This is a genomic window from Micromonospora sp. KC723, assembly GCF_004348595.1.
In the GTDB taxonomy this organism is placed as follows: Bacteria; Actinomycetota; Actinomycetes; order Mycobacteriales; family Micromonosporaceae; genus Micromonospora.
The window spans coordinates 1-14,889 of record NZ_SMKD01000131.1 but is presented as its reverse complement, the minus strand read 5'-3'; the positions used below and the strand labels follow the sequence as shown (position 1 = coordinate 14,889).

Here is a 14,889-nt window from a genome sequence, read left to right as displayed (position 1 = left end):
GACCCGACCGGGACGGCAGCCCGTGGGCCCGCCCCCCGGCGCCCTCACCACCGCCACGCCGGAGGCCACCCGGGCCGCGCAGCGGTTCGTCGGCACCTGCCTGGAGATCCTCAACGGCTACCGTCCGCCCGGGCAGCTCCGCGCCCTAGTCGCCCCCGGGCGGGTGATCGAGGTGACCGAGCAACTCGCCCGCGCGACCTCCCGCACCGGGCCGGTCCGGCGGCGGGCCACCCGCCCCACCCTGCGCCTGCGCCGGCTGCGGGTCTGCGAGCCCCGGCCCGCCGCCGTCGAGGTGGCCGCCGTGCTCGGCGGCGCCGGCCGGAGCTGGGCCATGGCCGTACGCCTCGAACACCGGCGTGGCAGCTGGCTCTGCACCGTCCTCCAGGTGCTCTGACGGGTGCAGCCGGGCCAGCCGACCCGGGGGCGGACAGCAGCGGAGCCGCGGCCCCTCGGGACCGCGGCTCCGCTCACGGGTCTACTCGGCCCGGACTCCGGGCCGATGGGTGGGGTCAGGCCCCGCCGTTGGGAGAGCCGTGGCAGCGCTTGTACTTGCGGCCGGACCCGCACGGGCAGGGGGCGTTGCGGGACGGGCCGCCACCCTCCGCCTCGCCCGCGGCGGCACGCCGGGTGGTGCTCGCCGCGGCCATCGCCTGCCCGCCCAGCGGGCTGCGCGACGCCGGCGCGGCCGGACGCTCCGGCTTCGCCGCGCTGCCGGCGCGCGGGGCCGGCGGTTCCTGCTCGGGCCGCTCGATGACCGGGGTGCCCCGGCCGGCCTCGCCGTCCACACTCGGGGCGGAGTATTGCAGGCCCTGCTGCTGCGGCGCGCGGTTGAGGCCCTTGGCACGGATCTCGACCGGCTTCTCCAGCAGCTGCACCTCCTCGGCCTCCGGCTCCGGCTCCTGGACCTGCACCTCCAGGTTGTAGAGGAAGCCGACCGTCTCCTCCTTGATGCCATCCATCATGGTGGCGAACATGTCGAAGCCCTCGCGCTGGTACTCGATGACCGGGTCGCGCTGGGCGTACGCCCGCAGGCTGATGCCCTCCTGGAGGTAGTCCATCTCGTACAGGTGCTCGCGCCACTTGCGGTCGATGACCTGGAGCAGCACCATCCGCTCCAGCTGGCGCACCCCCTCCTCGCCGAGCTGCTCCTCGCGCCGGTCGTACGCGGCGTGCGCGTCCTCCTTGAGGCGGGCGAGCAGGAAGTCCTGGTCCAGGCCGGCCCGGGAGCCGACCTCCTCCTCCAACTCCTCGACGGTGACGCCCACCGGGTAGAGCTGCTTGAGGCTCGTCCAGAGCTGGTCGAGATCCCAGTCCTCGGCATACCCGTCGCTGGTGGCGCCCACGACGTACGCGGTGATCACGTCGTCGATCATGTTGCGGACCTGGTCGGAGAGATCCTCGCCGTTGAGCACCCGCAGCCGCTCGGCGTAGATCACCTGGCGCTGCTTGTTCATGACCTCGTCGTACTTGAGGACGTTCTTGCGGATCTCGGCGTTCTGGGCCTCGATCTGCGCCTGGGCGCTCTTGATCTGGCGGCTGACCATCTTCGACTCGATGGGCACGTCCTCCGGGATGTTGAGCCGCTCCATCACCGCCTCGACCGCGCCGGCCCGGAAGCGCTTCATCAGCTCGTCCTGCAGGGAGAGGTAGAAGCGGGACTCCCCCGGGTCGCCCTGACGGCCGGCGCGACCGCGCAGCTGGTTGTCGATCCGGCGGGACTCGTGCCGCTCGGTGCCGAGCACGTACAGACCGCCGGCGGCGGCGACCTCCTCAGCCTCCGCCGCGCAGGCCTGCTTCCAGGCGGGGATGACCTCCTCCATCGCCTTGGCGTACTCCTCCTCGTTCTCGACCGGGTCGAGGCCGCGCTGGCGCAGCTCGCTGGCGGCGAGGAACTCGGGGTTGCCGCCGAGCAGGATGTCCGTACCACGGCCGGCCATGTTGGTGGCGACGGTGACCGCACCCTTACGCCCGGCCTGGGCGACGATCTCCGCCTCCCGGGCGTGGAACTTGGCGTTGAGCACCGAGTGCGGGATGCCCCGGCGGCGCAGCAACTGGGAGAGGATCTCGGAGTTCTCCACCGAGACGGTGCCGACCAGCACCGGCTGACCCTTCTGGTGTCGCTCGGCGATGTCCTCGATGACGGCGTTGAACTTGGCCCGCTCGGTCTTGTAGATGACGTCGGCGCGGTCGTGGCGGACCATCGGCCGGTGCGTCGGAATGGTCACGACGCCGACCTTGTAGACCTTGTTGAACTCGCCCGCCTCGGTCTGCGCGGTACCGGTCATGCCGGACAGCTTCTCGTAGAGGCGGAAGTAGTTCTGGAGGGTGATGGTGGCCAGGGTCTGGTTCTCCTGCTTGATCTCCACCCCCTCCTTGGCCTCGATCGCCTGGTGCATGCCCTCGTTGTAGCGGCGGCCGTGCAGGATGCGGCCGGTGAACTCGTCGACGATCAGGACCTCGCCGTCGCTGACGATGTAGTCCTTGTCGCGCTTGTAGAGTTCCTTGGCCTTGATCGCGTTGTTGAGGTAACCGACCAGCGGAGTGTTCACCGACTCGTAGAGGTTGTCGATGCCGAGCCGGTCCTCCACCTTGGCGACACCGCGCTCGGTGACCGCGATGGTGCGCTTGGAGTGGTCGACCTCGTAGTCACCCTCGCCGTCGGTGCCCGGCTGGAGGCGGGCCACCACGGCGGCGAACTCGCCGTACCACCGGGCGGAGTGCTCGGCCGGGCCGGAGATGATCAGCGGGGTCCGGGCCTCGTCGATGAGGATCGAGTCGACCTCGTCGACCACCGCGAAGTTGTGGCCGCGCTGGACCAGCTCGTCCTTCGACCAGGCCATGTTGTCGCGCAGGTAGTCGAAGCCGAACTCGTTGTTGGTGCCGTAGGTGATGTCGCACTCGTACGCGGCCCGGTGCTCGCCGGCCGGCCGGTTGGGCAGCACCACGCCGACGGTCAGGCCGAGGAACTCGTGCACCCGGCCCATCCACGCGGCGTCGCGCTGGGCCAGGTAGTCGTTCACCGTCACCACGTGCACGCCCTTGCCGGAGAGCGCGTTGAGGTAGACCGGCAGGACCGAGGTGAGGGTCTTGCCCTCACCGGTCTTCATCTCGGCGATGTTGCCGAAGTGCAGCGCCGCGCCGCCCATCACCTGGACGTCGTAGGGACGCTGGCCGAGCACCCGCGCGGCGGCCTCGCGGCACACGGCGAACGCCTCGGGCAGCAGGTCGTCGAGGGTCTCACCGTCGGCGAGCCGTTCCCTGAACTGGTCGGTCATCCCCCGCAGCTCGGCATCGGTGAGGTTGACGTAGTCGTCCTCGATCGAGTTGACGGCGGCGGCGATGGCCTTCAGCCGGCGCAGCATGCGGCCCTCGCCGGCGCGAAGGACCTTTTCCAGAATCGACACGGATCAACGCTCCCCTAGACAGTCTCGACCCATCGTAGGCGCTCCATCGGCGCGATGGTCACTGGTGGCGGCGGTAGGACGCGACGAAAATGACATAACGGGCCCGCCGGCGGGCTCCGGGCGCATATCCGGTTACGCCCACCGCGAACGATCCGGCACCATGCCCGGATGGAGCCTGTGGAGATCACCGAGGACGGCCTGCTACTGCGCCCGTGGCGAGCGGGCGACGCCGACCACGTGCACCGGGCCTGCCAGGATCCGGACATCCAGCGCTGGACCACCGTACCCCGCCCGTACCTGCCGGAACACGCCCACCGCTTCGTCACCGAACACAGCCGACGGGCCTGGGCCGAGGGCACCGGGACGCCGTTCGCGGTCTGCGACGCGGCCACCGGCGAGTTGCTCGCCGCCTGCGGCCTGGTCTCGATCGACCGCAACCTCGACTCCGGCGAGCTCGGTTACTGGACCGCGCCGTGGGCGCGCGGTCGGGGCGTGGCGGTACGGGCGTCCCGGGCGGTCGCCCGGTGGGCGTTCGACACGCTGCGGCTACGCCGGCTGCTCTGGCAGGCCGAACTGGGCAACCACCACTCCCGGCTGGTCGCGCTGCGGGCCGGCTTCCGGGTCTCCGGCGAGTTGCCACTGGCCCGCCCGCACCCGGGCGGCCGGCCCGACGGCTGGATCGGGGCGCTCCTGCCCGGCGAGGTGCCCGCCCCCGGCGAGCCCGGCCCGGCCGGCCCGGACACCCTGCAGGCGCGGCGCGCCGCGGTCTTCGGCCGGCCACAGCCGGTCCTCTTCGCCGACACCGGCGACACCGAACTGCGGCTGCGCCCGATAGAGACACGCGACCTCGACGCGATCGTGGCCACCTGCCGGGACGAGCAGACCATCCGGTGGACCACCGTGCCGCACCCGTACCGGCGGGAGCACGCCGAGGGGTTCCGGCGGGACCTCGCCGACCTCGCCTGGGCCCGCGGCACCGGGGCGTACTTCACCGTCGCCGACGGACACGACCGCTACCTGGGCTCGATCGACCTGCGGATCGGCGCGGACCCACTCGCCGGCCACGTCGGCTTCATGACCTCGCCGCAGTCCCGGGGCCGGGGTCACATGACCGCCGCCGTGGGCGCGCTGGCCACCTGGGGCTTCACCACCCTGGGACTGGCCCGCGTCGAGTGGCTGGCCATGGTCGGCAACACGGCGTCCCGGCGGGTCGCCGAGAAAGCCGGCTTCACCATGGAGGGCGTGCTGCGCTCCCGGCTGCCCACCCGCGACGGTCGCGGCGACGCCTGGGTCGGCGCGCTGCTAGCGGAGGACCTGGCGTGATCCCAGAGATCATCGAAACGTACGGGGTCCGGCTACGCCCCTTCCGGTCGGAAGACGCCGAGGACCTCGCCACCGCCTGCGCCGACCCGCTGACCCAGCACTTCATTCACGGCATGCCCTCGCCGTACACCGAGGCCGACGCCCGCTGGTGGATCACCGAGGGCGCGCCCTCGGTGAGGGCCACCGGCGGGGCGGCGTACGCGATCGCCGACGTCGCCACGGACCGGCTGGTCGGCGGCGCGGGCATGAGCCAGGTCGTGCCGACGCGCAGGCAGGCCGAGGTGGGGTACTGGGTGGCGCCCTGGGCGCGGCGTCGCGGCGTCGCGACCGCCGCCACCCGCGCCCTGGCGGCGTACGCCTTCCGCTCCGGCCTGGCCCGGCTGGAACTGCTGGCCCACGCCGAGAATCCGGCCAGCCAGCGGGTCGCGCTCGCCGCCGGTTTCCGCCAAGAGGGGGAACGCCGGGCAGTCGGCCGGTCCCGCGACGGCGCCCCGGCCGATCTGACCGCCTGGGTACGCCTCGCCGACGACCCCGATGGTCCGGCCGCTCGCGCCCTGCCGGACCTGGCCGGCGGCCGGCTCACCGACGGCGTGGTGATCCTGCGCCCGCTCGGGCCGGGCGACATCGACGTCATGTACCGCCTGCACACTCTTCCGGAGGTGGTGGCGAACCAGGCTCCGCCGGTGCCGCCGAGCCGGGCCGCGATCGAGCGTCGGTGCCGGACAGCGGAGTGCGCCTGGTTGACCGGCGCCGTTGCGCGCCTGCTCATCGTCGACGCCGCCAGCGGCGAGCCGGCGGGCAGTTGCGGGCTGTCCTACTCCGCCCCGGCCGCCGGTGAGGGAAGCGTCGGCTACGCGCTGTCGCCCGGCTGGCGCGGCCGTGGGTACGCCACCCGCGCGCTGCGGCTGCTCGCCGGTTGGGCGTTCGGCCCGGTGGGGATGGCGCGGCTGGTCGCCGGCACGCTGCCGGGCAACACCGCCTCGCACCGGGTGTTGGAGAAGGTCGGCTTCCGCCGGGAGGGCCTGCTGCGCGGGCGACTCCCGGGTCTGGACGGCACCCGGATCGACGACCTGGTCTTCGGGGTGCTCCCGGAGGAGTTGCGCTGACTCCGGCCGTGGTGGCGGCGCGGGCCGCCACCACGGCGGCAGCGGTCAGGTGTCGAGCGCGATGATGCCGTAGTCGTACGCGTGCCGTCGGTAGACGACGCTCGGCCGGCCGGACTCCTTGTCCTGGAACAGGTAGAAGTCGTGCCCGACGAGTTCCATCTGGAACAGGGCTTCGTCCACCGTCATCGGATCGGCCGGGTGCACCTTGGCCCGGGCGATGTGCCAGGGCTGGTCGTCGTACTCCTCGGTCGTCTCCTCGGCGCGCTCGGCCACCGCGGTGGCGGTGCCGGTCGGAGACAGGCCGGGTCCGTCGAGGCCCGCCACCGGTAGGCCGGCGGTGGCGGCGGCGACCGAGAGCGGCGCGTGCCGACCCCGGTGCACGCGCCGGCGGTCGGCCGCCCGGCGCAGTCGGGTGTCGAGCTTGGCGATGGCCGCGTCGAGTGCGCTGTAGAAGTCGCTCGTGCAGGCCTCGGCACGGATCACCGGCCCACGGGAGACGCAGGTGATCTCCACTCGTTGGCAGGTGTCGGACTGGCGGGGATTGCGTTCGTGGAACAACTCCACGTCGACCCGGATGAGCTTGTGGTCGTAGCGTTCGATCTTCGCGAGCTTCTCCGCTACGTGCACCCGGTAATGGTCCGGCACTTCGACGTTTCGGCCCTTGACCACGATGTCCACGTGACCTCCCTTTTTCGGATGGCCGTCTGATCTTCTTCGACCCGGTCGACCGACTCAGGGAGTCTCCCCGTGCGGCGTCGACCGGTCAGTGCGGCTACGCCTCCTTCCACCGTCGGAGGGGTGGGGTGTGGCACCTCCTACCCCCGACACCGAAACGCTAACTCCGATTCGCCCGGCAGTCACCCCCGGTTGTCGGCAACGCTCAGAAAGTTCACAGCTCTTGCCACCAAGGGGTGAAAAGGAATCACGAAGCGTCACCATTGCCGTCGTTTTTGCGTTGCACCCAACACGGCCGCGACATTTGGCGTCATTCCCGCGCCGCGCAAAGTCCGACTCACCGCCGCCAGGGTGGCCCCGGTGGTGAGGATGTCGTCGAGCACCACCACCGCCCGGCCCGCCGCCGACCGCCGCCGGCCCGTCCGCACCTGGAACGCCGACTCGGCCGCCACGGCCCGCCCGACACTGTCCAACGCCACCGAATCCGGCCGGGGCAGCGCCCGCAGCGGCCGGGCGGTCGCCACGTCCCAGCCGGACCCGCGCAGCCGGGCCGCCGCGTGCCGGGTCAACCGGGTCAGGTGGTCGCCGTAGCGGGCACGGGCCGCCGCCGCGGTGTCCGGCACCGGCACGAGCAGCACCGGCCGCGCCGGCCCCACCGCAGCAGCCACCACCTCGGCCAGCAGCGCGCCCAGCGGCCGGGCCAGCCCGTGCCGGCCCCGTTCCTTGTACGCCAGCAACGCCTCCCGCAGCTCACCCGCGTACGGGCCGAGCGCGTGGCAGGGCGGCAGACCGGGCGGGGCGGGGACGGGACGCACCGGGAGAGGACGCAGCGCCCCGAGCGTCGTGACGCAGGCCGGGCAGAAACCGCGCCGGAGGGCCGAGCCGCGCCCCCGGCAACCGGCGCACTCGGCCGGCAGCACCAGATCGGTCAGATCCGCCCAGAGCCCGCCGCCGTACCGTCGCACCGCGCGCTCAGAACAGGAAGAAGGGGGCGGTCGGACCACCGGCGCGCGCGCCGGTCGGCGGCGGGGTCACGTCCAGGACCTGGTCCCGCCGGATCGTGTCGCGCTGCGGATAGCGGTAGGCCACCCCGTTCGCCTCGTACATGATCAGCACGCTGGGCAGGGGCACCACCGGGTTGGTCGGGTACGCCGCCAGGTGCGTCACCCGGGCGCCCACGTCGGCCACCAGGGCCGTCTCCAGGGCACCGTCGATGCTCACCTCGTACACCGCCGAACGGCCGGCCGTACCGGCCAGGACCAGGGTGTTCTCCCCCGCCCAGTCCACCGCCGACAGGTCCGTCAACGAGGTGGCCACCTTGCGGACCGGCCCGGCGGTGACCACACCACCGTCCACGTTCAACGACGTCACGTGCAGGGCACCGCCGATCACCACGGCGATCCGGTGGCCGTCCAGCGAGGCGGCCACCGCGGTGACCGGCCCGGCGACGTTGAGCGGCACCAGGTCCATCCGGCCCCGGTCGTCGAAGCGCCAGAGCCGGCGATCGGCCACCACCAGCCCGTACGGCTGACGGGGGTCGGGCGAGCGCAGCCAGACCGGCCGCCCGATCGTGGCGAAGATCTGCGGCGACGGGTTGACGATCTGCACCCGGCCGTCCCCGGAACCGGTCGCCAGCCGTTGCCGGCTGCCCGGGGCGCCCACCACCAGGGCGGCGAGAACCCGTTCGCGGACCCGGCTGAGCCCGGCGGACAGCACGTCCCGGTTGACCTCCGCCGCCAACGGCACCGGGACGCTTGCCTCGCCGGCGAAGGCCAGCGGGTGGACGGCCCCCTCGTAGACGGTGAAGGGTTGCGGGTTGCCGGTGACCGGGTAGACCTGGTGCTCCAGGCGGTACTGCCGCAGATCCGGGATGGAGACCCGCGACTGGTTGCGGGTGGTGAGTCGCAGTTGCCCGTCCAGCTCGGGCAACGACCAGGCCAGCTGGGTGCCGATCTGGGCGAGCTTGCGGCTGTCGTCGCCGGGCAGGTCGAGGTTGACCTCCCACCGGTCCTCGGTCTCGATCGCGTTGTTGATCAGCGCGGTCCGGTCCGGCAGGCGGCTGACCCCGGTGCTCAGCCACTCCGAGGGGCCGGCGATCAGCCACTTGACCACCTCACTGACCCGCCGCTCGTCGGGTACGGCCAGCGGGAGGTACCGCTGGTCGGGAACCAGCCGGCTGCCGTCGGAACTCCAGAAGTAGACCGGCCTGGTCTGGTAGTACTGGCGCAGCGCGTCGGCACTGAGCAGCAGCACGTTCGGCGGGTCGGTGACGAACAGACCCGCCTCCTCGGTGCCCTCCTGCCCGGGCGACACCGCGCCCCGCAGCCCGAACCGGTACTCGGTCTCGGTCGCCACCGGAGGCGCGAGCACACCGTTGGCCCGCAGCAGCCCGACCTGCTGCACCGGCAGCCGCACCGAGAAGAGCCCGTTGGCGTTCTCCGTGATCACGGGTTTCTCGGTCAGCCGGACCACGTTGACCGCGATCTCGCTGCCCTGCTTCTCCTGGAGGCGGGTCCTGTTCTCCGGCGCGACGAACTGCTTGACCCGTTCGTACGCCCGCTCCGGCTCACCGGCGGCGGCGGAGAGGAAGTTGCGGACGAAGGCCGCCCGGTCGTCGCCGCTGGCCGCCCGGGTGGGCGGCTCGTCCCGGCGGTAGCTGGCGGTGCCCGCCTCGACCGCCGGCCCCGACCCGTCCACCTGCACCTCGGTGTGCGCCGGGATGCCGCATCCCGTCAGGGCCAGCAGCACCACGCCGAACAGACCGACGAGCATCGACCTCACGGGCGTGCCTCCGCCCGGTCGTCGTCCGTCTTCGGGGCCGGGCCGATCGCCAGCGCGCCGCCACCGGCCGGGCCGATGGCCAGCAGCTCCCCGTCACCGGGGCCGCCGAAGGGCAGCGTGGCGTCGGCCGGCACCAGTCGCAGCGGCGAGGTGGTGAGCCGGTCACCGGCACGGGCCGGCAGGGTGAGCCGGAACTGGGCGCCCTGCCCCGGCGCGCCCCACGCCTCCAGCCAGCCACCGTGCAGCCGGGCGTCCTCCAGGCTGATCGACAGGCCCAGCCCGGTGCCGCCGGTCTGCCGGGCCCGCGACGGGTCGGCGCGCCAGAAGCGGTTGAAGACCAGCTTCTCCTCCCCCGGCTTGAGCCCGACGCCGTGGTCGCGCACGGTGATCGCGACGGCGGTCTGGTCCATGCCCAGGGTGATCCGTACCGGCTTGCCCTCGCCGTGCTCGACCGCGTTGCCGACCAGGTTGCGCAACACCCGCTCGACCCGGCGCGGGTCGACCTCGGCGATCACCGGAGTGCCGGGCACGTCCAACTCGATGGGCACACCCACCCGCTCGGCCAGGGCGGCGAGCCGGTCGGCCACCCGGTGCACGATGGGCGCCAGGTCGGTCGGCTCGGCGTCGAGCATCGCGAAGCCGGCGTCGAAACGACTGATCTCCAGCAGGTCGGTGAGCAACTCCTCGAACCGGTCGAGCTCGGCCTGGAGCAGCTCCGCGCTGCGGGCCACCGCCGGGTCGAACTCGTCCCGCTCCGAGAAGATCAGGTCGGCGGCCATCCGGACCGTGGTCAGCGGGGTGCGCAGCTCGTGCGAGACGTCGGAGGTGAACCGGCGTTGCAGGCGGGACATCTCCTCCAGCCGGAGGATCTGCCGTTGCAGGTTGGTGGCCATCTGGTTGAACGACGCGGCCAGCAGGGCCAGGTCGTCCTCGCCGTTGACCACCATCCGCTGGTCGAGCAGGCCGGCGGAGAGCCGTTGAGCCGTCCGGGCGGCCACCCGGACCGGAGTGACCACCAGGCGGGTCACCAGGGCGGCGAGCAGTCCGAGCAGCAGCACCAGGGCGATGCCGGTGGCGAGCACGGTGGCCCGGGCGTCGGCGGCGGCGGCGTCCTGCCGGTTGAGCGGCACCAGGTAGTAGAGCTCCAGCTGGCCGAAGCGGGTCGGCACCGGCGAGCCGTACACCAGGTATTTGGTCCGCTGGTCGGCGAGCCGGCCGGTGCGGATCTGGTGGGCGACCTTGCCGTCCGCGACGGCGGCCCGCAGTTCCTGGCTGACCAGCGGGCGGACATCCGTCGCCGGGGAGGTGCGGGTCTCGATGATCCCCGTGTAGCGGTCGGCGGTGATGGCCACCACCACCCCGCTGGTCTGCTGCGGGTCGCCGCCGGCCAGGTAGTTGACCGTGCCCTCGATGGTGTCCTGGAGCTGCGCCTCCTGGGGCTGGCTGTAGAGGGAGAACTGCTTGCCCGCGTAGTCGCTGCCGCTGCGCAGCCGCAGCAGCGTGTCGGTCTTAGCGTTCTCCAGCAGAATATCGGTGATCTTGTTGGCGATCAGGTAGGCGAAGCCCCCGACCAGCAGGCTGGAGACCACCAGTGTGATGGTCACCACCCGCACCTGCAACGAGCGACGCCAGGTCTGGTGCAGCCCGGCGGCCAGGCCCAGCACCCGGCCGGCCAGGGCACGCCCCAGCGCCCGCGCGGCGGGACGCCAGCCGGCGGAGGTCTCGGGGGTCAGGTTCGAAGCGCTGGTCACGGTGCAGACCAGGCTATCCGGTACCCGCCTTGTAGCCCACGCCTCGCACGGTCAGGATGATCTCCGGCCGCTCCGGATCCGGTTCGATCTTGGCACGCAGCCGCTGCACGTGCACGTTGACCAGCCGGGTGTCCGCCGCGTGCCGGTAGCCCCAGACCTGTTCCAGCAGCACCTCGCGGGTGAAGACCTGACGCGGCTTGCGGGCCAACGCGACCAGCAGGTCGAACTCCAACGGCGTGAGCTTCACCTCCTCGCCGTCCCGGCTCACCGTGTGCGCCGGCACGTCGATGGTGATCTGGTTGCCGGGCGGCCCGATGGTCAGCATCTCCGGGGCGACGTCCTCGCCGCGACGCAACCGGGCCCGCATCCGGGCCACCAACTCCTTGGGCTTGAACGGCTTGACCACGTAGTCGTCGGCGCCGGACTCCAGGCCGAGCACCACGTCCACGGTGTCGCTCTTGGCGGTCAGCATGACGATCGGCACGCCGGACTCGGCCCGGATGGCCCGGGCCACGTCGATACCGCTCATACCGGGCAGCATGAGGTCGAGCAGGACGATGTCGGGTCGGTTGTCCCGGAACGCGGCCAGTGCCCGTTCCCCGTCGGCGACGAAGGAGGGCAGAAAGCCCTCGCTGCGCAGGACGATGCCGAGCATCTCGGCGAGCGCGGGGTCGTCGTCGACCACCAGTACCCGGGCTCTCATGGGATTTATGTTTCCATCCCCGTTCAGTCAGGTGGGATCGGCGTCACCCGGCACGGTACTTCCCCGGCCGGCGTCCCCGCACGTTCCACGCGGAACAACCGCCGGCCGGGTCACCCCCGCCACGGGTCGGGCCTGCGGGTCCACCGGGTCACCGCGGCCGTGTCACCATGATCCCCCGGGCGTGCCGCCGCCCGCCACCACGACCGCCAGGAGTACGTGTGCCCGAGGTCGGCCCGACAGCCGTGCTCCCGAGACGTCCGCTCACCGTCGGGGAGCTGCTCGACTCGGCGGTGCTGCTGCTGCGCGCCCAGAGCCGGCTGCTGCTCCCGCTGGGCGCCTTCCTCGCCGTCGGCGAACAGCTCCTGCTGCTCCCGCTGCGGCTCGCCGCCGACCTGCGGCCCCCGGCGTACCTACCCGGCGGGTGGGATCCGTTCGCCGCGTACTGGCTGCTGCTGGCCGTCGGCGCCGGAACCGAGGCGGCGATCGTCACGCTGCTCGGCAACCCGGCTGCCCGCGCCGCCGGCGCCGCGCTGCTCGGCCGCCACGCCGGTGTACGCGACCTGCTCCGTGTCCGGGGCGCGCGCTGGGGGACCACCCTGCTTCTCGCGCTGCCCGTCGGCGCCCTGGTCATGCTCGGCGGCCTGCTCGGGCCGCTCTGGTTCCTCGCCTGGACGATGGTGGGTTCGGTGGCCGCCGTGCTGGTGGTGGACCGGCTCGCCGCGCGCCTCGCGCTGCCCCGGGCCATCCGGCTCGCCGCCCGCGACGGCGGCCGGGCGGCCTGGGTCCGCCTTCTCGGCTACCTCGGTTGGTGGATCCTGCGGGTCGGTCTCGCCCTCGGCGGCTACTTCGGGGTGGCCGCGCTGGACCTGGTCGACCTCCACGACCCGGCGACGGCGACCGTCGCCGCCGTGGTCGTCTGGGCGGCGGTGAACTCCGTCGCCTACCCGGTGCTGGCCTGCCTCGACGCGGTGGTCCACCTGGACAACCGGATGCGCACGGAAGGGCTCGACATCCGCCTCTCCCGGTCTCCCGGCCATCTCGCCGAACCCGTCCTGCTGGCGGCCGACCGGTGAGCGTCAGCCGCTGGTGGACCGAGGTCGCCGCCGCGCTCGGCGACGTCGTGCCGCTGCCGCTGGCCGTGATGCTGCTCCTGCTGGTCGCCGGGCTGGTGGCACTGGCCTGGTACCACTTCCCGGCCTGGCTGCCCCGCCGGTTGCCCCGGCTGCGGTTGCCCCGGCTGCGGCTGCCCCGGCTGCGGCTGCCCCGGCTGCGACTGCCCCGGCTGCGGCTGCCCCGGCTGCGACTGCCCCGGCTGCGGCTGCCCCGGCTGCGACTGCCGCGTCTCCGCCGGCCCCGGTCGGAGCGGCGGCCCCGCCGGGCGGTTGACGAGGCGCCGCGATTGCCCCGACCCCGGGTCGGCGAGGAACCCCCGGGCCTCCCCCTCGCCGACCGGCTGGCCGCCGAGGGACGGTTCGCCGAGGCCGTCCGCGAACGGCTGCGCGGCATGGTCCGCCGGCTGGTCGCCGCCGGGGTGGTCGCGCAGCGCCCCGGCCTGACCGTGACCGAGGTGACCGAGGAGGCGTCCCGCAACCTGCCCCCGGTCGACCCGCCGCTGCGCGCCGCCGCCGCGCTCTTCTCCACGCTCTGGTACGCCCACCGGCCCGCCTCGGCCGAACACGACCGGCGGATGCGGGAACTCGCCGACGAGCTGGACCGGGTACTCGCCGGCCGGGGGGAACCGCGATGACCGACACCGCCGCGCCGCCCGCGCCGCCACCCCGGCGGGGCACCCCGACCGGGCGACGACGCCGCTGGCACCGGATCGTGCTCCCGTTCACGCTCGCCGCCGCGCTGGTCGGAGCCACCCTGGTCACCCACGCGGCGGACCAGCCCGACCCGACCGCCCCCGGCTTCCTCTCGCCCGTGGCGACAGCCGACCACGGCGGCAGCCGCCTCGCCGGGACGCTGCGTGGCCGGGGCGTCACCGTGCAGCGCGAGACCGACATCCTGCCCGCTCTGCTGGCCCTCGACGACCGGCCGGGCACGCTCTTCGTACCCGCCCCGGAGCTGCTGCACCCGGACACGGTCGGCGCACTCGGCGACCTGCCCGCCGGCAACCGGCTCGTGCTGGTCGACCCGTCCCGCCGCGTACTGGAGCAGGCCGACCTGCCGGTGCTCCGCACCGACCGCCGCTGGGCGACCCGCGCGGTCCGCCCCGACGCCGACGGCCGGCCCTGCCCGCTGCCCGAGGCGGCCCGGGCCGGCACCGCCGCCGCGGCGCTCCAGCGCTACGCCGCGCCCCCGGGGTACGCCGGGGACCTGGTCCGCTGCTACTCCGGCGGCCTGGTCCACCTGCCCCGGACGGCCGACTTGGTGGTGATCGGCGCGAGCGACCCGTTCCGCAACGACCGGATCGACGAGTGGGGCAACGAGGAACTGGCGGCCGGGCTGCTCGGCGACCGTGGCCGGGTGGTCTGGCTCGACCTGGACGGTCCCGCTCCGCCGCCACGGCTCGGCACCGGCTCCAGCGGCGAGCCGGCCTGGTCACCCGCCCCGGGTACCGGGCCGGGCGGCCAGCGGGACGACGGCGACGGCAGCGGAGACAGCGACCCGGCCGGCAACGGCGACCCCGGTGACGACGGCGGCCGGCAGGACCAGGCCGGCGGGGAGAGACCGGACGACGACAACCCGCTCTGGTCGGCCTTCCCCGTCTGGTTCTGGGCGCTGCTGCTCCAGCTCGCGCTGGCCGCGCTGCTGGTGGTGCTCTGGCGCGCCCGCCGGCTCGGCCCGCCGGTCACCGAGCCGCTGCCGGTGCGGGTCCGTTCCGCCGAGACGGTCCTCGGCCGGGCACGGCTCTACCAGCGGGCCCGGGCGCGCGGCCCGGCTGCCACCATGTTGCGCTCGGCCGCCCGGGACCGGCTGCGCACCCGGCTCAACCTGCCCGCCGGCACGCCACACGCCGACGTCGCCGCCCTGGTCGCCCGGTACACCGGCGGCCGTCCCGACGAGCTCCGCGAGCTGCTGTACGGCGCGGAGCCGGCCACCGACGCCGAACTGCTGGCACTGGCCCGGTCGCTGGACCGGGTGACCCGTACGGTCACGGCAGCGCACCACCACCCGAGCGAAGGAGACCCCCGGTGACCCAC

General features: G+C 73.5%; 12 protein-coding genes. 6 read left to right on the top strand and 6 right to left on the bottom strand.

Annotated elements, in window-relative coordinates; translation table 11 throughout:
• Positions 1-394, top strand: a 394-nt coding sequence (locus E1165_RS23210) for an Rv3235 family protein (RefSeq protein ID WP_132393871.1), incomplete at its 5' end; no start/stop codon positions are given.
• A 115-nt stretch (positions 395-509) separates the two neighbouring features.
• Here E1165_RS23210 and secA read toward each other — a convergent pair.
• Positions 510-3,404 carry a preprotein translocase subunit SecA gene (gene secA, locus E1165_RS23205; RefSeq protein ID WP_132393870.1) on the bottom strand — a complete coding sequence of 965 codons (2,895 nt, stop codon included), beginning with the start codon at positions 3,402-3,404 and terminating at the stop codon, positions 510-512.
• Between the two features lie 168 nt (positions 3,405-3,572).
• Between secA and E1165_RS23200 the strand changes: the two genes are divergently transcribed.
• Positions 3,573-4,727 (top strand): GNAT family N-acetyltransferase, encoded by a 1,155-nt coding sequence (locus tag E1165_RS23200; RefSeq protein WP_132393869.1) that lies wholly within the window; start codon positions 3,573-3,575, stop codon positions 4,725-4,727.
• Entirely contained in the window at positions 4,724-5,833 is a 1,110-nt protein-coding gene (locus tag E1165_RS23195) for a GNAT family N-acetyltransferase (protein WP_132393868.1), read from the top strand. Before E1165_RS23200 ends, E1165_RS23195 begins: the two co-directional genes overlap by 4 nt.
• A gap of 45 nt (positions 5,834-5,878) precedes the next feature.
• Here E1165_RS23195 and hpf read toward each other — a convergent pair whose 3' ends face one another.
• The 5 genes from hpf to mtrA form a co-directional block, all read right to left on the bottom strand.
• A complete protein-coding gene (gene hpf / locus E1165_RS23190) occupies positions 5,879-6,511 on the bottom strand; it encodes a ribosome hibernation-promoting factor, HPF/YfiA family (protein WP_132393867.1) in 633 nt (210 codons plus the stop codon).
• A gap of 254 nt (positions 6,512-6,765) precedes the next feature.
• Positions 6,766-7,473: a ComF family protein gene (locus E1165_RS23185; protein ID WP_132393866.1), complete on the bottom strand. Its 708-nt coding sequence runs from the start codon at positions 7,471-7,473 to the stop codon at positions 6,766-6,768.
• A gap of 7 nt (positions 7,474-7,480) precedes the next feature.
• Complete coding sequence (locus E1165_RS23180) at positions 7,481-9,280, bottom strand: LpqB family beta-propeller domain-containing protein (RefSeq protein ID WP_132393873.1); 1,800 nt, start codon at positions 9,278-9,280, stop codon at positions 7,481-7,483.
• 5 nt (positions 9,281-9,285) lie between these two features.
• The gene (mtrB, locus tag E1165_RS23175; protein ID WP_243704949.1) at positions 9,286-10,977 is read right to left on the bottom strand and encodes an MtrAB system histidine kinase MtrB; all 1,692 of its coding nucleotides are present in this window, start codon (positions 10,975-10,977) and stop codon (positions 9,286-9,288) included.
• A 76-nt stretch (positions 10,978-11,053) separates the two neighbouring features.
• Positions 11,054-11,743: an MtrAB system response regulator MtrA gene (gene mtrA, locus E1165_RS23170; RefSeq protein ID WP_088977546.1), complete on the bottom strand. Its 690-nt coding sequence runs from the start codon at positions 11,741-11,743 to the stop codon at positions 11,054-11,056.
• Positions 11,744-11,961: 218 nt separating this feature from the next.
• Between mtrA and E1165_RS23165 the strand changes: the two genes are divergently transcribed.
• Genes E1165_RS23165 through E1165_RS23155 form a run of 3 tightly spaced genes read left to right on the top strand, consistent with a single transcriptional unit; the run spans position 11,962 to position 14,884 of the window.
• The gene (locus E1165_RS23165) at positions 11,962-12,816 is read left to right on the top strand and encodes a hypothetical protein (RefSeq protein ID WP_132393864.1); all 855 of its coding nucleotides are present in this window, start codon (positions 11,962-11,964) and stop codon (positions 12,814-12,816) included.
• Positions 12,813-13,490 (top strand): DUF4129 domain-containing protein, encoded by a 678-nt coding sequence (locus E1165_RS23160; RefSeq protein ID WP_243704948.1) that lies wholly within the window; start codon positions 12,813-12,815, stop codon positions 13,488-13,490. The genes E1165_RS23165 and E1165_RS23160 overlap by 4 nt, the downstream gene beginning before the upstream one ends.
• The gene (locus E1165_RS23155) at positions 13,487-14,884 is read left to right on the top strand and encodes a DUF4350 domain-containing protein (RefSeq protein WP_132393863.1); all 1,398 of its coding nucleotides are present in this window, start codon (positions 13,487-13,489) and stop codon (positions 14,882-14,884) included. Before E1165_RS23160 ends, E1165_RS23155 begins: the two co-directional genes overlap by 4 nt.
• Positions 14,885-14,889 lie beyond the last annotated feature (5 nt).

Bases quoted from the DNA above. Each gene is read 5' to 3' on its own strand.
- E1165_RS23155 (WP_132393863.1), top strand. From the start codon at position 13,487: ATGACCGACACCGCCGCGCCGCCCGCGCCGCCACCCCGGCGGGGCACC.
- E1165_RS23180 (WP_132393873.1), bottom strand. From the start codon at position 9,280: ATGCTCGTCGGTCTGTTCGGCGTGGTGCTGCTGGCCCTGACGGGATGC.
- E1165_RS23200 (WP_132393869.1), top strand. From the start codon at position 3,573: ATGGAGCCTGTGGAGATCACCGAGGACGGCCTGCTACTGCGCCCGTGG.
- mtrA (WP_088977546.1), bottom strand. From the start codon at position 11,743: ATGAGAGCCCGGGTACTGGTGGTCGACGACGACCCCGCGCTCGCCGAG.